The sequence below is a fragment of the Pseudoduganella sp. LjRoot289 genome, assembly GCF_964252925.1.
GTDB lineage: Bacteria > Pseudomonadota > Gammaproteobacteria > Burkholderiales > Burkholderiaceae_D > Rugamonas.
This window is the reverse complement of record NZ_CAXUPN020000001.1, coordinates 5,837,961-5,857,763: the sequence shown is the minus strand read 5'-3', so window position 1 is coordinate 5,857,763 and position 19,803 is coordinate 5,837,961. Positions and strand designations below refer to the sequence as shown.

At 63.0% G+C, this 19,803-nt stretch carries 18 protein-coding genes; 12 read left to right on the top strand and 6 right to left on the bottom strand.

Features of this window, described 5'->3' with window-relative positions:
* Positions 1–21 precede the first annotated feature (21 nt).
* Together ACSQ8Y_RS25200 and ACSQ8Y_RS25195 are read right to left on the bottom strand one after the other, a co-directional pair.
* A complete protein-coding gene (locus tag ACSQ8Y_RS25200; protein WP_436269140.1) occupies positions 22–1,200 on the bottom strand; it encodes an acetyl-CoA C-acetyltransferase in 1,179 nt (392 codons plus the stop codon).
* A 217-nt stretch (positions 1,201–1,417) separates the two neighbouring features.
* Positions 1,418–2,326 (bottom strand): LysR substrate-binding domain-containing protein, encoded by a 909-nt coding sequence (locus ACSQ8Y_RS25195; protein ID WP_436269139.1) that lies wholly within the window; start codon positions 2,324–2,326, stop codon positions 1,418–1,420.
* 114 nt (positions 2,327–2,440) lie between these two features.
* Here ACSQ8Y_RS25195 and metE point away from each other — a divergent pair, with 114 nt between their 5' ends.
* The 4 genes from metE (at position 2,441) to minE (ending at position 6,857) form a co-directional block, all read left to right on the top strand.
* The gene (gene metE, locus ACSQ8Y_RS25190) at positions 2,441–4,801 is read left to right on the top strand and encodes a 5-methyltetrahydropteroyltriglutamate--homocysteine S-methyltransferase (RefSeq protein WP_436269138.1); all 2,361 of its coding nucleotides are present in this window, start codon (positions 2,441–2,443) and stop codon (positions 4,799–4,801) included.
* A 180-nt stretch (positions 4,802–4,981) separates the two neighbouring features.
* The gene (gene minC, locus ACSQ8Y_RS25185; RefSeq protein WP_436269137.1) at positions 4,982–5,749 is read left to right on the top strand and encodes a septum site-determining protein MinC; all 768 of its coding nucleotides are present in this window, start codon (positions 4,982–4,984) and stop codon (positions 5,747–5,749) included.
* 39 nt (positions 5,750–5,788) lie between these two features.
* On the top strand, positions 5,789–6,604 hold the full coding sequence (minD, locus tag ACSQ8Y_RS25180) for a septum site-determining protein MinD (RefSeq protein ID WP_056400829.1): 816 nt from the start codon (positions 5,789–5,791) through the stop codon (positions 6,602–6,604).
* A 1-nt stretch (position 6,605) separates the two neighbouring features.
* Positions 6,606–6,857, top strand: a complete 252-nt coding sequence (gene minE, locus ACSQ8Y_RS25175; protein WP_436269136.1) for a cell division topological specificity factor MinE — start codon at positions 6,606–6,608, stop codon at positions 6,855–6,857.
* Positions 6,858–6,859: 2 nt separating this feature from the next.
* On the opposite strand, the gene ACSQ8Y_RS25170 is transcribed toward minE, so the two are convergent.
* On the bottom strand, positions 6,860–7,366 hold the full coding sequence (locus ACSQ8Y_RS25170; protein ID WP_436269135.1) for a DUF697 domain-containing protein: 507 nt from the start codon (positions 7,364–7,366) through the stop codon (positions 6,860–6,862).
* Between the two features lie 231 nt (positions 7,367–7,597).
* Here ACSQ8Y_RS25170 and ACSQ8Y_RS25165 point away from each other — a divergent pair, with 231 nt between their 5' ends.
* From ACSQ8Y_RS25165 to ACSQ8Y_RS25135, 7 genes are all read left to right on the top strand, one after another.
* Positions 7,598–8,287, top strand: a complete 690-nt coding sequence (locus ACSQ8Y_RS25165) for a response regulator transcription factor (RefSeq protein WP_436269134.1) — start codon at positions 7,598–7,600, stop codon at positions 8,285–8,287.
* Between the two features lie 119 nt (positions 8,288–8,406).
* Positions 8,407–9,681: a glutamyl-tRNA reductase gene (hemA, locus tag ACSQ8Y_RS25160; RefSeq protein ID WP_436269133.1), complete on the top strand. Its 1,275-nt coding sequence runs from the start codon at positions 8,407–8,409 to the stop codon at positions 9,679–9,681.
* 105 nt (positions 9,682–9,786) lie between these two features.
* The gene (prfA, locus tag ACSQ8Y_RS25155; RefSeq protein ID WP_436269132.1) at positions 9,787–10,863 is read left to right on the top strand and encodes a peptide chain release factor 1; all 1,077 of its coding nucleotides are present in this window, start codon (positions 9,787–9,789) and stop codon (positions 10,861–10,863) included.
* A gap of 361 nt (positions 10,864–11,224) precedes the next feature.
* A complete protein-coding gene (locus ACSQ8Y_RS25150) occupies positions 11,225–11,698 on the top strand; it encodes a disulfide bond formation protein B (RefSeq protein WP_436269131.1) in 474 nt (157 codons plus the stop codon).
* On the top strand, positions 11,695–12,513 hold the full coding sequence (prmC, locus tag ACSQ8Y_RS25145; RefSeq protein ID WP_436269130.1) for a peptide chain release factor N(5)-glutamine methyltransferase: 819 nt from the start codon (positions 11,695–11,697) through the stop codon (positions 12,511–12,513). Before ACSQ8Y_RS25150 ends, prmC begins: the two co-directional genes overlap by 4 nt.
* Before the next feature lie 123 nt (positions 12,514–12,636).
* Complete coding sequence (gene gshA / locus ACSQ8Y_RS25140) at positions 12,637–14,229, top strand: glutamate--cysteine ligase (RefSeq protein WP_436269129.1); 1,593 nt, start codon at positions 12,637–12,639, stop codon at positions 14,227–14,229.
* 15 nt (positions 14,230–14,244) lie between these two features.
* A complete protein-coding gene (locus tag ACSQ8Y_RS25135) occupies positions 14,245–15,288 on the top strand; it encodes a histone deacetylase family protein (RefSeq protein WP_436269128.1) in 1,044 nt (347 codons plus the stop codon).
* A gap of 400 nt (positions 15,289–15,688) precedes the next feature.
* Here the strand turns inward: ACSQ8Y_RS25135 and ACSQ8Y_RS25130 are convergent.
* The 3 genes from ACSQ8Y_RS25130 to ACSQ8Y_RS25120 form a co-directional block, all read right to left on the bottom strand.
* Positions 15,689–17,115, bottom strand: a protein-coding gene (locus ACSQ8Y_RS25130) for an IS3 family transposase (protein ID WP_436269909.1) whose coding sequence is annotated in 2 segments (ribosomal slippage) — positions 15,689–16,738 and positions 16,741–17,115 — 1,425 coding nt in all. Because the reading frame shifts where the segments join, the coding sequence is not laid out codon by codon here.
* A 78-nt stretch (positions 17,116–17,193) separates the two neighbouring features.
* Positions 17,194–17,886 (bottom strand): nucleotidyl transferase AbiEii/AbiGii toxin family protein, encoded by a 693-nt coding sequence (locus ACSQ8Y_RS25125; RefSeq protein WP_436269127.1) that lies wholly within the window; start codon positions 17,884–17,886, stop codon positions 17,194–17,196.
* A complete protein-coding gene (locus ACSQ8Y_RS25120) occupies positions 17,867–18,922 on the bottom strand; it encodes a type IV toxin-antitoxin system AbiEi family antitoxin (protein ID WP_436269126.1) in 1,056 nt (351 codons plus the stop codon). The genes ACSQ8Y_RS25125 and ACSQ8Y_RS25120 overlap by 20 nt, the downstream gene beginning before the upstream one ends.
* Before the next feature lie 203 nt (positions 18,923–19,125).
* Between ACSQ8Y_RS25120 and ACSQ8Y_RS25115 the strand changes: the two genes are divergently transcribed.
* Positions 19,126–19,701, top strand: coding sequence for a YceI family protein (locus ACSQ8Y_RS25115; RefSeq protein WP_436269125.1), 576 nt, complete (start codon positions 19,126–19,128; stop codon positions 19,699–19,701).
* Positions 19,702–19,803 lie beyond the last annotated feature (102 nt).

Here is a 19,803-nt window from a genome sequence, read left to right as displayed (position 1 = left end):
ATTGCTGCTTGCGCAACTGGCTCAAGCGCGTTCAACAGCCAGCGCCACGCCCATGCCGCCGCCGATGCACAGCGAAGCCAGGCCCTTCTTGGCGTCGCGGCGCACCATCTCGTGCAGCAGGGTGACCAGGATGCGCGCGCCCGATGCGCCGATCGGGTGGCCGATCGCAATCGCGCCGCCGTTCACGTTGATCTTGCTCGTATCCCAGCCCATTTCCTTGTTGACGGCCAGCGCCTGCGCCGCGAATGCTTCATTGATTTCCATCAGGTCCAGGTCGTCCGGCGTCCAGCCCGCTTTTTTCAGGCACAGCTTGGCGGCCGTTACCGGGCCCATGCCCATGTAGGCCGGGTCGATGCCGGAGGAGGCGTAGGCTTTCACCTTGGCCAGCGGGGTCAGGCCCAGCTCGCGCGCCTGGGACGCCGACATCATGATGACGGCGGCCGCGCCGTCGTTCAGGCCTGAGGCGTTGCCTGCCGTGACACTGCCCTCTTTCGCGAAGGCCGGACGCAGGCCGGACAGCGCTTCCAGGGTGGAGCCGGGCTTGATGTACTCGTCCGAGTCGAACACGATGGTGCTCTTCTTGCTGGCGATTTCCAGCGGAATGATCTCGTCCTTGAACTTGCCTTCCTTCTGCGCGGCTTCCGCTTTCAGCTGCGACTGCAGCGCGAACTCGTCCTGCGCAGCGCGCGAGATGTCGTATTTTTTCGCGACGTTCTCGGCGGTCTGGCCCATGTGGTACTGGTTGTACACATCCCACAGGCCGTCGACGATCATGGTGTCGGTCATCTTCACGTCGCCCATGCGGAAGCCGTCGCGCGAACCGTTCAGCACATGCGGGGAGGCGCTCATGTTTTCCTGGCCGCCGGCGATGATGATGTTGGCGTCGCCGCATTTGATGGACTGGGCCGCCAGGTGGGTCGCTTTCAGGCCGCTGCCGCAGACCTTGTTGATGGTGTAGGCCGGGATGCTGGTCGGCAGGCCGGCTTTGATGACGGCCTGGCGCGCCGGGTTCTGGCCGACGCCCGCCGTCAGTACCTGGCCGAGGATGGCTTCATTAATCAGATTTGCGTCAATGCCGGTTTTGGCCAGCAAACCTTTGATGACATGGGCGCCCAGATCGGCCGCCGCGATTTTAGCCAGGCTGCCGCCGAACTTGCCAACTGCGGTGCGGCCAGCCGCTACGATAACTACATCATCCATTTGATTCTCCAGAAATTCCAACCGAGTGGTCAGGTGATTAAGATTGACGACACTTCATTCTAACGATTTGTACGCAGGAATGTTGAATAACCCTTATGTTTGCTCGGCTGCTTTAAAGAACAGCACGCTCGTTCCATAAATCCTGAACAGCGCTTCGATCCAGAAAAATCAAAGCTTAGCGCCTTATTCGCACCGCAGCCTTGATATTCGTCAATTGTCAGGATAATAATTTGATGCCATCCAGTGTCGCGGCACACTGTTCCCGTATCACATTAACGAAATCGACGACATACGCTTTTTCACGTAGAGATTCCGGTACGGAAACGAATAAGTCGCTCCATAAACCTTGCTCGCCTACCGGGCGGGCTATCACATAATCGTAATCGATATAGTTTTTAATTGCCCAATTCGGCAAAGCCGCCAATCCTCGACGGCTGGCGACTAGTTGCAAGATAGCCACAGTCAACTCCGCCGTACGGCGATCGAACTCGATGCCGGCCGGGCGCAGCACCTCGCGGATCAGGTCGATCCGTGATTCCGGCACCGGATAAGTGATCAGGGTTTCGCCCGCGAAGTCGGCCGCCTGCAGGCGGCGCTGTGCGTTCAGGCGGTGCTTCTGCGCCATCACCACCAGGATTTCGAAGCGGAACAGCGGAAAAGTGCTGAAGTCGGCGCTGTAGTCAGAGCCGATCACCAGGTCGGCGTTGCCGGCGCGCAGCAGTTCGGCCGGCTCGCTGTGGAAACCGGACACCAGGTCGATTTCCACGTCCGGCCAGCGCTTGCGGAATTCGTCCATCACCGGCATCAGCCAGTCGAAACAGGTGTGGCACTCCAGCGCCACGCGCAGCTGACCCTGGTCGCCCTGCGACAAACGCGCCACGTCGCGCTCGGCCTGTTCGATTTCCGGCAGCAGCGTGTCGGCCAGGCGCAGCAGCCGCGCACCGGTGGCCGTGAAACCGATCGGCACCGATTTGCGCTCGAACAGCGGGCTACCGTAGCGATCTTCCAGCAATTTGATCTGGTGCGACAGGGCCGACTGCGTCAGGTTCAGCAATTGCGCGGCGCGGACCAGGGAGCCTGCCGAGCGCAGGGCACTGAGGGTGCGTAGGTGGCGTATCTCCAGCATGTCTGACCTTGTATTAATTTAATTCATGTTAAACAGCAAAATCTTTCGTTTGGATTATAAACGCGATTGCTGCACACTTTACAACACCAATATTTAATACGAATGACAACTTTCATGAAACCAATTCAAACACATATCCCCGGCTTTCCACGCATCGGCGCGGCGCGCGAACTGAAGTTCTCGCTGGAAAAACATTGGCGCGGCGACATCGGCGAGGCCGAACTGGAGGCGACCGGCGCGGCGCTGCGCGCCCGCCACTGGGCGCAGCAGCGCGATGCCGGGCTGGACCTGGTGTCGGTCGGCGATTTCGCCTTCTACGACCAGGTGGCCAACCATATCCAGCTGCTGGGCTGCGAGCCGGCGCGCTTCGGCTTCAAGCCCGGCGCCGGGCAGAGCCAGCTGGCGCGCTACTTTGCGATGGCGCGCGGCGTTTCGAACGCCGGACACGAACATGGACACGAGCACGAGCACGGCTGCACCCACCAGCATCACACCCATGCGCTGGAGATGACCAAGTGGTTCGACACCAACTACCACTACCTGGTGCCCGAGTTCTCGCCGGAAACCGAATTCTCGCTCGCTTGCGAGCGGCTCTTCGCGGAAGTGGCCGAGGCGCAGGCGCTGGGCCATGCGGTCAAGGCGGTGCTGATCGGCCCGCTGACTTTCCTGTGGCTGGGCAAGGAGCGCGCCCAAGGCTTCGAGCGCCTTGCCCTGCTGGACAAGCTGCTGCCGGTCTACGGCGCGGTGCTGGACCGCCTCAAGCAACAGGGCGTGAGCTGGGTGCAGATAGACGAGCCGATACTGGGGCTGGACCTGCCTCCGGCGTGGCGCAGCGCTTTCGAAAGCGCGTATTGGCAGCTGGGCCAGGTGGGCGTGCCGCTGTTGCTGGCCACCTATTTCTCGCCGCTGGAAGAGAACGTCAGCCTGGCGTGCCGCCTGCCGGTGGCGGGCCTGCACGTGGACGGCGTGCGCGCCGCACACGAGCTGACCAGCGTGGCGGACTGGCTGCCGGTGCACAAAGTGCTGTCGGTGGGCATCGTCGACGGCCGCAACATCTGGCGCACCGACCTCGACCTGGCGCTGGCGCAACTGGCGCCCATCGCCGCCAAGCGCGACGGCAAACTGTGGCTGTCGACCTCGTGCTCGCTGCTGCACACGCCGTTCAGCCTGGAGAACGAAAAGGCGCTGGATCCCGAGCTCAAGAGCTGGCTGGCCTTCGCGGATGAAAAGCTGGGCGAGCTGGACTTGCTGAAAACGGCATTGCTGCGCTCAGCCTCCGCCGCGGACGGCTGCGCCGCCGACAGCGCGGCGCTGGATGCCGCCCTGTCCGCCTCCCGCGCAGCCTGCGCCAGCCGCCGCGCCAGCCCGCGCGTGCATAGTACGGCAGTGGCGGCGCGCATCGCCGGGCTGGCGGCCGATGCCGACCGCCGCGCCTCGCCCTTCCCGGCCCGCCAGGCCGTGCAGCGCGCCCGCTTCCAGTTGCCGTCTTTCCCGACCACCACGATAGGCTCCTTCCCGCAGACCCAGGCCATCCGCGCCGTGCGCGCCGGCCACAAGCGCGGCGAGATCGGCGCGGCGGCCTATGAAAGCTGTATGCGCGACGAGATCGCCTACGCCATCGCGCGCCAGGAGGAACTGGGCCTGGATGTGCTGGTGCACGGCGAAGCCGAGCGCAACGACATGGTGGAATACTTCGGCGAACAGCTGGACGGCTTCGCGTTCACGCAGCTGGGCTGGGTGCAATCCTACGGTTCGCGCTGCGTCAAGCCGCCCGTCATCTACGGCGACGTGGCCCGCCCGCGCGCGATGACCGTGGACTGGGCCGTGCACGCGCAGAGCCTGACCGCCAAACCCGTGAAAGGCATGCTGACCGGGCCGGTCACCATCCTGCAATGGTCCTTCGTGCGCGACGACCAGCCGCGCGCGCTGACCACGCTGCAGATCGCGCTGGCCATCCGCGACGAGGTGGCGGACCTGGAGCAGGCCGGCATCGGCATCATCCAGATCGACGAGCCTGCCGTGCGCGAAGGCTTGCCGCTGCGCCGCAGCCGCTGGGGCGAGTACCTGGACTGGGCCACCCGCGCCTTCCGCGTGACAGCCAGCGTGGCGCGCGACGCGACGCAGATCCACACCCATATGTGCTACGCCGAGTTCAACGACATCCTGCCGCAGATCGCCGCCATGGATGCCGATGTGATCACCATCGAGACCAGCCGCTCGGCGATGGAGCTGCTGACCGGCTTCGGCGACTTCCGCTATCCGAACGAGATCGGTCCCGGCGTGTACGACATTCATTCGCCGCGCGTGCCGGACACGGCGGAGATGGTGCGGCTGCTGAAGAAGGCCAGCGCGGTGATCCCGGCGGCGCAGCTGTGGGTCAATCCGGACTGCGGGCTGAAGACGCGCGGCTGGCCGGAGACGGAAAGCGCGCTGCGCAACATGGTGGCGGCGGCGCGGGAACTGCGCGCCGCCTAGGTGTCAGGCGGCCGGTCACGGAGCTGCGGGCGGAACCGCAAGCGGCCTCCGGCCTGCGTTGGAGGGCCGTTTGATTAACAAAACGGCACTCCCATTTCTGCCTCAACCACAGTAAAATGCTTCAGCCTTTTGGCAATCCGGGCCGCTGGCCGCCAAGCTGACCTCTTTACTGATCGTTTTATGTCCAAAAGCACGTTCCAGAAGCCCATCGAAATCAAGATTTCCACCGTGGTCGCGGTTTCGGCCATCCTGTACACGCCGGATGGCATCGCGCTGGACGCCGCCCTGAACGAAATGACGGGCGGCACGCCGGATTTCTTCGAGGGCGACCTGGCCGTGATCGACGTCGGCTCGCTGGCGCCGGATTGCGCGCCCATCCACTGGCCCAGCACCATCGCCCTGCTGAAAAAATACCGGCTCAATCCTGTCGCCGTGCGCAACGCCGCGCCGCACATGATCGCTGACATCCTGGCCCACGGCCTGTCCCTGGACAGCGGCAAGCGCGACGAGGACAAATCCTCTGCTCCGGCTCCGGCCGCCGCGCCGGCCCCCGCCGCTGCGCCGACGCCCGCGCCGGTCTCCATGGCCGAAACCATTTCCTCCGGCACCATGATCATCGACACCCCGGTGCGCGCCGGCCAGCGCATCTATGCGCGCGGCGGCGACCTGATCGTGACGGCCGTGGTCAACAACGGCGCCGAAATCATCGCCGACGGCAGCATTCACGTCTACAGCACGCTCAACGGCCGCGCGCTGGCGGGCGCCTCCGGCAATGCCGGCGCCCGCATCTTCGCGCTGTCGATGTCGCCGGAGTTGGTGTCGATTGCGGGCGTTTACAGCACATTTGAAGATGGTTTCCCTGCGGAACACGCGCGCAAACCCACACAAATCAGCCTGGTAGGCGACCGAATCGATATACTATCTGTCAATTCGCCTGGTCGCGCCTAATGCGCAGCTGCGGCTCAGCTTTCTGAAAAGGACACCTTTGTGGCAAGAATTATCGTAGTAACGTCCGGTAAGGGCGGTGTCGGCAAAACGACGTCCAGCGCCAGTTTCTCCTCCGGCCTGGCCCTGCGCGGACACAAAACCGTGGTGATCGACTTCGACGTCGGCCTGCGCAACCTCGACCTGATCATGGGCTGCGAACGCCGCGTGGTGTACGACCTGATCAATGTGATCAACAAGGAAGCCTCGCTGACCCAGGCCCTGATCAAGGACAAGCACTGCGACAACCTGTTCATCCTGCCCGCTTCGCAGACGCGCGACAAGGATGCGCTGTCGGAAGAAGGCGTGGAAGCGGTGCTGCACGAGCTGATCAACATGGGTTTCGAATACATCATCTGCGATTCGCCGGCCGGTATCGAACACGGCGCGCTGATGGCGCTGACCTTCGCCGACGAGGCGCTGGTGGTGACCAATCCGGAAGTGTCGTCGGTGCGCGACTCGGACCGCATCCTGGGCATCATCCAGGCCAAGTCGCGCCGCGCCCAGTCCGGCGGCGAGCCGGTCAAGGAACACCTGCTGATCACCCGCTACTCGCCGAAACGCGTGGAAGCGGACGAAATGCTGTCCTACCAGGACGTGCAGGAAATCCTGCGCATTCCGCTGATCGGCATCATTCCGGAATCGGAATCGGTGCTGCACGCGTCGAACCAGGGCAATCCAGCCATCCACTTCAAGGGTACCGACGTGGCCGACGCCTATGAAGACGTGGTTTCGCGGTTCCTGGGCCAGGATTTGCCGCTGCGCTTCACCACCTACGAAAAGCCTGGCCTGCTGCAGCGTATTTTCGGAGGGAAGTGATATGGCCCTGCTGTCATTCCTGTTCCCGTCCAAACCGAAAACGGCCGTCGCCGCCAAGGAACGGTTGCAGATCATCATCGCGCGCGAACGCAACGGCCGCGCCGGTCCCGATTTCCTGCCTGCCCTGCACAAGGAACTGATCGAAGTGATCTCCAAGTACACCAAGGTGAACGCGGACGACATCAAGATTTCGCTGGACCGCCAGGGCAACCTGGAAGTGCTGGACGTCAATGTGGTGCTGCCGGACGCCTGAGTTCAGCGCTGCTGCTGGGCCAGCATGACTTCCTGCGCCACCCTGGCGCAGGCTTCCACGTGCTGGTAGCCGATCTGGCGGAAGGCGAAAAAGCCGATCGCCGCCGCTGCGGCCTGTCCGGCCAGCGGCACGAAGCGGGTGGCCTGCCTGGCCGCCATGCCGGCCCCGGCCCGCTTCATTATCTGCAACACCACTTCCTTCGTCACATATTTCCCCACCATGGTGCCGCCGACCGCGACTGCGGCCTCGTAGGCCATCAGCTTGAACCTGGGCTGCAGCCGCCCCACCTGCTCCGGTGTCAGGCCGAATTCACGATTGATGTCTTCGATCAGCGCGGCGAACAGGCGGATATCGGATACCACGTCCAGTCCCGGCAACGGCACCGCCGCGATGCCTGCCGAGAGCGCGGCGCGGCGCTGCACCAGGCGCCGGCAGCGCGCGCGCACCTGCTCCAGCTCCCCTTCGGAGGCCGGAATCAATGTCCATTCGGTAACTTTTTTTTCAAACATGATGGCATTTTTGTTAAGCGCAATTGTACCAAAGGCCATTGAAAAGCCACTTTTTAAAGTGTACCGTGTAAGCATGACAGGAGTTTGCATTTATACACGTGTAATTCCCGCTGGAAAATGTTGACAGCTAAAGTAACCGAATGTTGTGTTACTCTGTCAACCAAAGAGTGATAATTTTTCAACTTTTCCCGACGAACGCCGGTGCTTTGTCCGGTTTTGACCCGCCCAATCATGAGAATCGTAGTTTTAGACAATGAACGCAGCCAAGCCGATGTCATTTGCCAGGTGCTGACCTCGGCGGGTCACATTTGCCATGGATTCCAGACCGGCAAGGACTTGCTGGCCCATCTGCGCAAAGACAGCTACGACATGCTGATACTCGACTGGCAAGTCGTCGACATGGGCGGCGCCGAAGTGGTGCGCCGGGCCCGCGAAAAGTTGCCGGACCAGGCCCCCGTGCTATTCCTCACCACGGCGTCCGGCGAAGACGACATCGTGGCCGGCCTGGCCGCCGGCAGCGACGACTACATGATCAAGCCGCTGCGGCGCAGCGAGCTGGTGGCGCGCGTGCAAGCGCTGCTGCGCCGCGCCTATCCCACCCAGAACGGCGCCGAACAGCTGCAATTCGGCCAGTACGTCTTCGAAACGCGCCCCGGCCGCTTGCTGATGGACGGCTCCGTGCTGGACGTGACGCACAAGGAGTTCTACCTGGCGCTGCTGTTTTTCCGCAACATCGGCCGGCCGCTGTCGCGCGCCTACATCCATGAGGCGGTCTGGATACGCGAAACCGCGCTGCCCTCGCGCACCATGGACACCCACGTCTCGCGGGTGCGCAACAAGCTGCAGCTGAAACCGGAAAACGGCTTCCGCCTGGTGCCCGTGTACAGCTACGGTTACCGCCTGGAAAAGCTCGGCGCCTAGTTCGCGCCAAGTTGGCGCCCGCTTCTTATACAGGCTATGCGGGGGCGCCCCGCAAGTGCCGCCGGACATCCACGGTATAATGACCGGTAACGCTCATTCCCCGCAGCCCACTGTCTAATATGCAACTGCTTGCCGTCGGCCTCAACCACACCACCGCACCAGTGTCGCTGCGCGAACAGCTGGCGTTCGCCCCTGAGCATCTGGGCCAGGCGGTGACGGCGGCGCGCGCGTGGTTCGAACGCATCGACCCGCGCGGCGGCGACGAGGCGGCGATCCTGTCCACCTGCAACCGCACCGAGCTGTACGCAGCCAGCGAAGTGGCCAATCCGCTCGACGCCGGCGCGCATTTCCTGGCCGACTTCCACAAGCTCAACTACAGCGAACTGCGCCCGCATTTGTACATGCTGCCGCAACACGACGCGGTGCGCCACACTTTCCGCGTCGCTTCCGGGCTCGATTCCATGGTGCTGGGCGAAACCCAGATCCTCGGCCAGATCAAGGACGCCATCCGCAGCGCCGAGGAAGTGGGCGGGCTGGGCACCTATCTGCACCAGCTGTTCCAGCGCAGTTTTTCGGTGGCCAAGGAAGTGCGCAGCACCACCGAGATCGGCGCGCACAGCGTGTCGATGGCGGCCGCCGCCGTGCGCCTGTCGCAGCGCATCTTCGACAAGATATCCGAGCAAAACGTGCTGTTCATCGGCGCCGGCGAGATGATAGAGCTGTGCGCCACGCACTTCGCGGCGCAGAATCCGAAAACGCTGACCATCGCCAACCGCACCATGGAGCGCGGCGAACTGCTGGCGCACCGCTTCGGCGCCCGCGCCATCCGCCTGGCCGACCTGCAGGACAAGCTGCACCAGTACGACATCGTCATTTCCTGCACCGCCTCGTCGCTGCCGCTGATCGGGCTGGGCATGGTGGAGCGCGCCATCAAGGCACGCCGCCACAAGCCCATGTTCATGGTCGACCTGGCCGTGCCGCGCGACATCGAAGCCGAAGTCGCGCGTTTGAACGACGTCTTCCTCTACACCGTGGACGACCTCGGCAAGGTGGTGCAAACGGGCATGGAAAACCGCCAGGCCGCGGTGGCGCAAGCCGAAGCCATCATTGAAACGCGGGTGCAGTCCTTCATGCACTGGATAGACGACCGCGCGGTCGTGCCGGTGATCCAGAGCCTGCAGGAAAACGGCGAGGCGATGCGCCAGATGGAACTGGAGCGCGCGCGCAAGATGCTGGCCCGCGGCGAAGACGTCGATGCCGTGCTGGAAGCCCTGTCCAAGGGGCTGACGGCCAAGTTCATGCACGGTCCGCAGCAGGCGCTGCACCGCTCGCAGGGCGACGAGCGCGCCCAGCTTGCCACCTTGCTGCCCCAGATGTTCCGCGGCCGCCGTTAGCGCAGCCCGCCCTCCCGGCGCTCCGCGCCACCCCGCCGCCGCCGGTGCCCGCACCGCAGCCTGTAGTCCCCATCTACACCCATCAACGCATACTGTAGAACACCTATGAAACCATCGATGCTGGCCAAGCTGGACCAATTGTCCAACCGACTGACCGAGCTGGACGAACTGCTGATGTCCGAGGGCGCCACGTCCAATATGGACAGTTACCGCAAGATGACGCGCGAACATGCCGAGCTCGGCCCGCTGGTCGCGCTGTACAAGGATTATCAAAGCGCGCTGGGCGACATCGCCGAAGCGCAAGCCATGCTGGGCGATCCCGAAATGAAGGATTTCGCGCAGGAGGAAATCGAAGCGGGCAAGGACCGCCTGGCGGCGCTGGAAATGGAGCTGCAGAAGATGCTGCTGCCGAAGGACGTCAACGACGAGCGCAACATCTTCCTCGAGATCCGCGCCGGCACCGGCGGCGACGAGTCGGCGCTGTTCGCCGGCGACCTGCTGCGCATGTACACGCGCTTTGCCGAGCGCAACCGCTGGCAGGTGGAGATGGTGTCCGAGTCCGCGTCCGACCTGGGCGGCTACCGCGAAGTGATCGTGCGCCTGGTGGGCAACGGCGTGTATTCCAAGCTCAAGTTCGAATCGGGCGGCCACCGCGTTCAGCGCGTGCCGGCCACCGAGACGCAGGGCCGCATCCACACGTCGGCCTGCACGGTGGCGGTGATGCCGGAGGCGGACGAAGTGGAGGACGTGCACATCAATCCGGCCGACCTGCGCATCGACACTTACCGCGCATCCGGCGCCGGCGGCCAGCACATCAACAAGACCGACTCGGCCGTGCGCCTGACCCACTTGCCGACCGGCATCGTGGTCGAATGCCAGGACGACCGCTCGCAGCACAAGAACAAGGCGCAGGCGATGAAGGTGCTGGCGGCGCGCATCAAGGACGTGCAGTTGCGCGAGCAGCAATCGAAGGAGGCGGCGACGCGCAAGAGCCTGATCGGCTCCGGCGACCGTAGCGAGCGCATCCGTACCTACAACTACCCGCAAGGCCGCATGACCGACCACCGCATCAACCTGACCTTGTACAAGCTGGACTTCATCATGGACGGCGACCTCACGGAGCTGACCAATGCCCTGGCCGCCGAACACCAGGCCGAGCTGCTCGCCGCCCTCGGCGATTAAACACCTGGGGTCAGGCCTGCATTCGTGCATTTTTGAACTGGGGTCAGGCCTGCATTCGTGCACGCGTCAGACCGCTCCCAAGAGGCGGCTTCGGCAAGCATCATCTGTGGCCCGGTCGAAAACTGCATGCCGTGCAAGACTGATGGCCACATAGACGACCACAGAATGGCCCGACTACGCCCGTAACTGCGCCCGCCCTTGCATTCATGCGCGACTTTCGCAAAGATAACGCATGAATGCAGGCCTGACCCTAGCCTAAAAATGCACGAATGCAAGCCTGACCCCAGGGTTTAAGGGCCTGCTAAGGCGCGGCAACGCCGGTTTGTGCGAGAATTGGCGCGCCCCTAATCTTTCCATTTTCATGATGAATCCACGTTCCCTGCTCCTGTCCATCGCCCTGGCCTGCTTCGGCCTGATCGGCGTCGCCCTGTATCTGCAGCACGTGGTGGATCTGCTGCCCTGCCCGCTGTGCGTGATCCAGCGCTATCTCTTCCTGCTGGTCGGCTTCGGCTGCCTGGCGGCCTACTTCATGAAGAACACCGCCATCGGCACCGGCGCCGCGCTGCTGGGCGCGCTCGGCGGCCTGGGCGTGGCAGGCAAGCACCTGTATGTGCTGGCACACCCCGGCTTGTCCTGCGGTATCGACCCGATGGAAACCATGCTCAACAAGATCCCGACCGCCGAATACCTGCCCTTTCTGTTCCAGGCCGACGGCCTGTGCGAAAACGCCACCGAGGGCTTGCTGGGCATGTCGATCCCGCAGTGGTCCTTCGTCTGGTTCGGCCTGTTCGCGGTCGCGCTGGGCTGGTCCCTGCTGCGCCGCCGCGCGCGATGATCGCTGCCGGCGCCACCGTCGCTTCCCTGCTGGTCCAGCAACGCATGGACCCGCTGGATAACCGCATCCTGGTCTGCCACGCGCTCGGCATCACGCGCGTGGGCCTGATCACGCAATCCGAACGCATGCTCACCGAGGACGAGGCGCAGCGCCTGGGCGCGCTGCTGCAACGCCGCCTCGACGGCGAACCGGTGGCCTACATCGTCGGCCAGCGCGAATTCTTCGGCCTGCCCTTCCATGTCGGCCCGGCCGTGCTGATCCCGCGCCCGGACACCGAACTGCTGGTGGAACTGGCACTGGAACGCCTGCCGCCGTCCGGCCGCGTGCTCGACATGGGCACCGGCAGCGGCGCCATCGCCGTCGCGCTGGCCCACAGCCGGCGCGACGCCAGCGTCACCGCGCTCGACGTCAGCCCGGCCGCGCTCGACGTGGCGCGCGGCAACGCGGCGCTGAACCAGGCCACCGTGCGTTTCCTGGAAAGCGACTGGTACGGCGCGGCCCAGGGCGAACGGTTCGACCTGATCGTCTCCAATCCGCCCTACATTGCCAGCGGCGACCGCCACCTGTCCGAGGGCGATCTGCGCTTCGAACCGAGCGGCGCGCTGACCGACCACGCCGACGGCCTGAGCGCCTTGCGCACCATCGTCGAGGGCGCCCCGCCGCACCTGGAAGCGGGCTGCTGGCTGCTGATGGAGCACGGCTACGACCAGGCTGAAGCCGTGCGCGCCCTGCTCGCGGCGCAGGGGTACACTGAAGTGCAAAGCTGGCGCGACCTGGCTGGCATCGAACGCGTCAGCGGCGGCCGCCGTCCCTGAACATCTCTCCGCGCAGTTTGTTAATATAGCAATCCGAGCTTTTTGGTCCGCCTCCGACGCACTTGGCCGTTTTCGGTTAATCTCGCACCAATCTTATTTGCTGCACCAGAAAGGAAGCCCAAATTGTCCAATCTATTGACGCGCCGCCTGGCCCTGCTGGCCGACGAGAAGCACCGCGCGGTGCTGGACGGCGGCTTGCGCGGCATCGAACGGGAAACCCTGCGCGTGGATCCCACCGGCCACCTCGCGGCGACGCCGCATCCGGCCGCGCTGGGCTCAGCATTGACCCATCCTGAGATCACCACCGATTACGCTGAAACCTTGCTCGAGTTCATCACCCCGGCCGAGCACGACATCGCCGTCACGCTGCAGAAACTGGACGCCATCCACCGCTTCAGCTACACCAAGCTGGGCGATGAGATGCTGTGGAGCCAGTCCATGCCCTGCCAGCTGCCGGCGGAAGAGGACATCGAGATCGCCTGGTACGGCCAGTCCAATATGGGCATGCTCAAGCACGTCTACCGGCGCGGCCTGGCGCTGCGCTACGGCAAGGCCATGCAATGCATCGCCGGCATCCACTACAATTACTCGCTGGACGAGCAGCTGTGGCGCATCCTGGACGAGCGCGAGAATCCGGAGCGCAAGCAGAGTGCCAAGGCCTACCAGTCGGACAGCTACTTCGCCACCATCCGCAATTTCCGCCGCTACAGCTGGCTGCTGATGTACTTGTTCGGCGCCTCGCCGGCGCTGTCGAGCAGCTTCCTGCGCGGCCGCCCGCACAAGCTGGAGCACCTGTCCGACGACACGCTCTACCTGCCCTACGCCACCAGCTTGCGGATGAGCGACCTGGGCTACCAGAACGATGCCCAGTCCGGCCTGAGCCCGCACGAAAACTGCCTGGACAGCTACGTCGCCACGCTGACCAAGGCGGTGAACCAGCCCTACGCGCCGTATGCCGAAATCGGCACCAAGAAGGACGGCGAGTGGGTGCAGCTGTCCACCAATGTGATCCAGATCGAGAACGAGTACTACTCGACCATCCGTCCCAAGCGCGTGATCCGCAGCGGCGAGCGCCCGATCCAGGCGCTGTGCTCGCGCGGCGTGCAGTACATCGAGGTGCGCTGCATGGACGTCGACCCCTTCGAGCCAGTCGGCATCAACGTGGAGACGGGCCGCTTCCTGGACGCCTTCCTGCTGTTCTGCGCGCTGGAGGAAAGCCCGCCCATCTCGCAGGAGCAGGGCCGCATCCACACGGAGAACTTCGCCCGCGCCGTCAAGGAAGGCCGCCGTCCGGGCCTGATGCTGCAGAAGGACGGCGTCGACGTGGCGCTGCCGGTGTGGGGCCGCGAACTGCTGGAGCGCATCCGCCCGGTGGCCGAGCTGCTGGACCGCCAGCGCGGCGATACCGCGCACGCCGGCTCGCTGGCCGTGCAAGCGGCCAAGCTGGACGACCCGGACCGTACGCCGTCGGCCCGCGTGCTGCGCGAACTGCGCGCCAACGGGGGCTCGTTCTCCGCCTTCGGCCTGCGCCAGAGCGAACACCACGCCGCGTATTTCCGCAGCCATCCGCCGAGCGCCGAGGAAGCCGCCTACTTCGAAGCGCTGGCTGCCGCCTCGCTGGCCGAGCAGGCCGGGATGGAGCAGGCCCAGCACGGCAGCTTCGACGACTTCGTCGCGGCCTACCGCAACAGCAACCTGTGCCAGAACGTCGGCTAAGCCGGGCGCACGAGCGTGCTCACCTTCTATAACGAACTGCACGGCCAGCACCACGGCCGCTACGAAATCTTCCGTGGCGAAATGGTGCCTTGTTTCGAGAAACCGGAGCGGGTCGACTCGGTACTGGCCGAGCTGGGCCGGCGCGGCCTGGGCCAGATCGTCACGCCGCACGGCGTGCCGCTGATGACGCTGGAGCGGGTGCACACGCCGCGCTATCTGCACTTCCTGCGCGGCGCGTGGAATGCATGGCTGGCGCTCGATCCGGCCAACGCCGGCAAGGACGCCTTCCCCGCCGTCTGGCCGGTGCGCACCTTGCGCTCGGACGTCGAACCCGACAATTTCTGCGCCAGGCTGGGCCTGTATTCGATGGACAGCGGCACACCCATCACGTCCGGCACCTGGACCGCCGCCAAGACCGGCGCCGACTGCGCCGTCAACGCCGCGCACGCGCTGCGCCTGGGCGAGCGCAGCACCTTCGCCCTGACGCGTCCGCCCGGCCACCACGCCGGCGCCGACTTCTACGGCGGCTACTGCTTCCTGAACAACGCCGCGCTGGCGGCCCAGCACCTGCTGGACGACGGCGCGCGCAAAGTGGCCATCCTCGACATCGACTACCACCACGGCAACGGCACGCAGAGCATCTTCTACGAGCGCAGCGACGTGCTGTTCGTCTCCATCCACGCCGACCCGCGCCAGGAATACCCGTTCTACCTCGGCCACGCCGACGAGACCGGCGCAGGCGCCGGGCTGGGCTTCAACGTCAACCTGCCGCTGCCGCACGGCACCGGTGCGCAAGCCTGGTTCGCCGCGCTGGAGACGGCATGTTTGCGGCTGCAGATGTATGCGCCGGAAGCACTGGTGGTATCGCTGGGCGTGGATACCTTCGCCGGCGATCCGCTGTCACACTTTGCGTTGCAAAGTTCCGACTACCTGCGCATCGGCGAACGCCTGGCCTTCCTGGGCCTGCCGACCGCCTTCGTGTTCGAGGGCGGCTACGCGGTCAAGGAACTGGGCGTGAACGTGGTGAACGTGCTGGAAGGCTTCGAGACCGCACTGTAAGGCTCAGCCGCCGCCGTCCCTGGCGGCGCAGCGCGACATCGGTAACGTGCGCTCGGTGGTGCTGACGGTCAAACGCGGCAAGTAGTTCGCGCGCGATGACTACAAATTCACGCCGCTGCCGGAGCAGACGGTTAAAGAGATCGCTTGGGAATGTGATGTCAGCGACGGATCTCTTGAAGAAATGCATTAAGCAAAAGTGCCGCACGGTCCATGTCGCCAGCGTGTGATCTCATCATCTGGGAATTAAACCTCTCAAAGCGCTTTTCGTCTGCGAACACCTCGGTCACTTGAGTCCGTGTTTCCTGAGCGAGGTCACGTATAGCATCACGGCCCAGCAAGCGGAGCGTGTCAATGATTTTGAAACACCTGGTTGAATCGGTGAGAGTCTAAGTCTCGTTTTTCACGCTGCCTTTTTCTCCATAGTTGGCGGGTTGATCCAAGCCGCCGTCGGCAGCTTCTGCGGCTGCGGCATGCGGTGTTTGAAGCGGTTCGGCGTGCGCTGGAAGGCGCCGGCCAGCGTGGCTTGTCGTTGCTTGTGCACTTCGGCCGCGCGGCCGGTGTGGACGCTCTCAGGCGTCATCATGCCAATACCGGAATGGCGGTGCTGCTGGTTGTACCACGTGAAGAACTGGACGCAGTGGGCGCGCGCGTCAGCGAGCGATCCAAAGCGCGCCGGGAAGCCCGGCTGGTACTTCATGGTCTTGAACTGGGCCTCCGAGTACGGGTTGTCGTCAGAGACGTAGGGCCTGCTGTGCGACTTGGCAATGCCCAGGTCCGACAGCAGCGTGGCCACCGGCTTGGAGCGCATGCTGCTGCCCCGGTCGGCATGCAAAGTCAGCGCGCCCGGAGCGATGTCTTCCTTGGCGGCGGTGTCGGCAATGAGCTGCTCGGCCAACTCGGCGCTCTCCTGCTCGGCCACCATCCAGCCGACGACGTAGCGGCTGAAGATATCGAGGATGACATACAGATGGAAACAGGTTCCCCTGACCGGTCCCTTCAATTTGGTAATGTCCCAGCTCCAGACTTGATTGGGCACCACGGCCAGTAGTTCGGGTTTGGCGTACTCGGGATGGCGCAACTGGTTGCGTCGCTCGCGCACTGCGGCACAGCCTTGTAGCAGGCGGTACATGGTGCGCACCGATGCGACGTAACGCCCCTCATCGAGCAACTGGGCGTGAATGGCCGCAGGCGCGCAATTGGCGAAGCGCGGGCTGTTGAGCACGTCGAGCACGACGCGGCGCTCCAGTTCCGACAACGCCAGCGGCGGGCGCTTCACCGGTGTGCCGCAAGTCGGCGCCGGCAATGGACAGACATGGCGCGTGGCGCGGTCGCGGTACAGCGCGCTGCGCGGCAGACGCAATGCTTGGCAGGCGGCAGCCACTCCGACCTGGTCGGCCAAGCTGTTGGCGGCGCTGATCACTTCGGCTCGCTCGGCGTGTCGCCGGTGCTCAGGCCCAGCAGCGTGGAAAGTTTTTTTTGGACGTCGATGATCAAATCGGCCTTGATCAATTTGGCGCGCAGGCGTTCGACTTCTTTTTCCAGTTCCAGCACCCGGCGATCCTGGGCCGCTGCGGGATCGGCTTTCGGTCCGCGCTTGCGCTCCAGCGCGCCGGCCTCGCCGCCGAGTTGCCGCTGCTTGCGCCAAGTGGCCAAGTGCGACGAGTAGATGCCTTCACGACGCAGCAAAGCGCCGATGTCGCCGGATGCAGCGCAAGCGTCGGCGGCCGCCAGAATGCGCAGTTTCTCAACCTTGGAAAAGACGCGCCGCTTGGCGGTGGGGACAACCTCGGGGTCGGGACGTTGTGCCTCGGAAGGCAGCGCGTTGATGGCGTCCTGGGGAGCTGCTGAAGTACTAATTTGATGCTTTCGGTTGTGCATGTTCGGGACCTACCGCTGTACTTTAAATTAATCGGGTAGGTGTCTCAAGTTATATTGGCACAGGGGGAAGGCAGCACCAGCCCATTCGAGGTCATAGCCATGTGCTTCTAGCAGATCGACGGCGTCTTTGTAAAGTCGATCAAATTGACCAGCTTGGTAATAATTCTGACGAATCAACAGAACATCTGAGGCGTGCTTGTCCCGCTCCGGCCGATCTTTCCAAGCTAAAATTTTGAGTGCCACCATAGCTGGTAAGGATACAATTTTGATGCGGAATCCGGGTTCAATTTCAACGTCGAGTGCGCTGATGTACCCGTCTGCATATCCTGTGACGTTCATGACGAACTCGCCCTTTGGAGGCCAAGCTATTTCGCCATCTTGCTCCACTCCATCAAATGGCACCAAGTCAAGCGGATAAACACCGGAGCGCTCACCGAATGTGAGGCGGTGTGCATTGTCGCCAGCCACGAACTCGCCTGTGGCTATGAGCTGTGTTTTTAATTGTTCAAACTCGCCCCAGGAGGAAACAGCCACCGCGAAATCGACATCTCTTGTTGCGCGGCCCGCTTCCAGCCCATACACATGTTCCAGCAAGATGTCACGAGCAGTGGCACCAATGACGAAATAGGGAGTGTCTAGCTGCTTTGCCACACGATCGAGAACGCGAATCAAAGCGATTACAGTTTTTGTTAGCGGCCTATCAGGATGCACTTGCAACATAGGCACAGATTTCCTTTTTAAGACTGATGGCAATTTCCATCGTTCGCTCGTCGCCGGCACCGATCAGGTCCGCATAAATCAATGCGTTGGGCACGGTTGGGAAACACTGCAAGTCCATGGTGTTCCAAAACATGTTGATCAGCTCAATTGAGCCATCGGGATCCCGGCGCAGCTTTAGTTCTTGCGCCAAGTGTCGCATTACGCTCGGGTCATCAAGGTCGACATACAAGGTAAGCGTGCCCGGCTTCAGGTCCATATCCAGATGCGCTGCAGCCGCCTCTCCCCCTAGTGCTACTTCACGCATTTTAGGGCTGATTCGTTCGAGAAGTGCAGAAACCGGCGCGGGAGAACTCATCTTGTGTTTTTCCAGCTTCGGACGTATTCGACCCAAGTAACCTTCTGTCCATGTGTCAAGCCATCGCTCAGGCATGGCCAATACGCGGCGCCCCGATCTTGAACTTGTGAAAAGCCCCATCTCCTCAAGCAGGATCAAGGCGGCCCCGGCCGCACCATGGGATACAGAGGCCACTTCCGCGATTCGCCGCACGCTGTTATTCAGAATAGAGGGCCGAGTCAGGACAGCAAAAACGACGCGCAATGCAGCTGGGGTTAGTCCGCGAGCCGCAGCTTGCTTTCCCTTTGTTGTATCTTTTAGCCCGCTGACGAAGACAAATAGTCCACTTTGCCGTAAGAAGCAATTGCCTGCATGATCAATAAACTGGACATTGAGTTCACGGCATTGCTCAGCCATTGCGCTGGTGAGCGATCGAGTGATCAGCACAGCGCCAGTGTGCAAATTCCTGAACGTCAGCAGCTGATCGCGGCGGTCGATGGTCTGTTTGACTTCATAGGTAAAATGAAAGGAATGCCCATCGTCGGCTCTAATCGCCATATGCCCGCCGGGTGCAGCGGCAATCTTTTCTAATACCTGTGCACGTAGACCCGTGGTTCGCTGCATGACTTCTAACGCCTCATACACTGGCGCTGACTCATATTGGACTGCTGACATGTTCAGCCTCAACAGTAGATTGACCATATAAGTGTGTCTGTCCACGGTCCGTGGACATCAATTACATTTTGGACGCCGTCCATCTATAAGTCAATGTCCACGTAACGTGGACGAACAAAAAAAATGGACACTCGGCTCCGTCGCGCCGCTGCCAGAGTATCCGAACTGAGCGCGCAGGCGGCTGCGGGCTGCTAGACTGTGCACTCCCATCCCCCACGACAGGAGTCGCCATGAAGTCCAGCAGCAAACTGCTCGCCGCCGCCCTTTTCGCCTGCAGCGCGGCCAGCGCAGCGCCCGTGGCCTACGACATCGATCCCCACCACACCTTCCCCAGTTTCGAGGCCGACCACATGGGCATCTCCTACTGGCGCGGGAAGATCAACAAGAACAGCGGCAAGGTGGTGCTGGACCGCGAGGCCGGGCAAGGCACGCTGGACATCGCCATCGACCTCTCCAGCATCGACTTCGGCGAAGACTTGCTGAACAAGTGGGCGCAGGGCAAGGACTTCTTCGACATCAAAAAATACGGCAAGACCGCACGCTACTCCGGCACCATGAAGCTCGCCGACGGCACGGCAAGCGAGGTGCAGGGCGAACTGACGCTGCACGGCGTGACCAAGCCGGTGACGCTCAAGCTGAACCGCTTCAAATGCATCCCGCATCCCATGCTCAAGCGCGAGCTGTGCGGCGCGGACGCCTCGGCCACCTTCAACCGGGAGGACTTCGGCCTCGCGGCGGGCAAGGATTACGGCTTCTCGATGGATGTCGCGCTGCGCATCCAGGTGGAAGCGGTCGCCGCGAAATAATCCGCATCCATCGGGCCCTGCAATTTTTTCAGGGCCATCGATAAAAATCGCTTGCTATTAAGTAGCGCACGATCTATAGTGTGTTCATTGGCGCCGCAGTTG

Excerpts from the sequence above, each read along its gene's own strand:
- ACSQ8Y_RS25115 (WP_436269125.1), top strand. The coding sequence starts at position 19,126 with ATGAAGTCCAGCAGCAAACTGCTCGCCGCCGCCCTTTTCGCCTGCAGC.
- ACSQ8Y_RS25120 (WP_436269126.1), bottom strand. The coding sequence starts at position 18,922 with ATGGTCAATCTACTGTTGAGGCTGAACATGTCAGCAGTCCAATATGAG.
- ACSQ8Y_RS25195 (WP_436269139.1), bottom strand. The coding sequence starts at position 2,326 with ATGCTGGAGATACGCCACCTACGCACCCTCAGTGCCCTGCGCTCGGCA.
- minE (WP_436269136.1), top strand. The coding sequence starts at position 6,606 with ATGGCCCTGCTGTCATTCCTGTTCCCGTCCAAACCGAAAACGGCCGTC.
- ACSQ8Y_RS25165 (WP_436269134.1), top strand. The coding sequence starts at position 7,598 with ATGAGAATCGTAGTTTTAGACAATGAACGCAGCCAAGCCGATGTCATT.
- metE (WP_436269138.1), top strand. The coding sequence starts at position 2,441 with ATGAAACCAATTCAAACACATATCCCCGGCTTTCCACGCATCGGCGCG.
- prmC (WP_436269130.1), top strand. The coding sequence starts at position 11,695 with ATGATCGCTGCCGGCGCCACCGTCGCTTCCCTGCTGGTCCAGCAACGC.
- minC (WP_436269137.1), top strand. The coding sequence starts at position 4,982 with ATGTCCAAAAGCACGTTCCAGAAGCCCATCGAAATCAAGATTTCCACC.
- prfA (WP_436269132.1), top strand. The coding sequence starts at position 9,787 with ATGAAACCATCGATGCTGGCCAAGCTGGACCAATTGTCCAACCGACTG.
- ACSQ8Y_RS25200 (WP_436269140.1), bottom strand. The coding sequence starts at position 1,200 with ATGGATGATGTAGTTATCGTAGCGGCTGGCCGCACCGCAGTTGGCAAG.
- ACSQ8Y_RS25170 (WP_436269135.1), bottom strand. The coding sequence starts at position 7,366 with ATGTTTGAAAAAAAAGTTACCGAATGGACATTGATTCCGGCCTCCGAA.
- ACSQ8Y_RS25150 (WP_436269131.1), top strand. The coding sequence starts at position 11,225 with ATGATGAATCCACGTTCCCTGCTCCTGTCCATCGCCCTGGCCTGCTTC.
- hemA (WP_436269133.1), top strand. The coding sequence starts at position 8,407 with ATGCAACTGCTTGCCGTCGGCCTCAACCACACCACCGCACCAGTGTCG.
- ACSQ8Y_RS25125 (WP_436269127.1), bottom strand. The coding sequence starts at position 17,886 with ATGTTGCAAGTGCATCCTGATAGGCCGCTAACAAAAACTGTAATCGCT.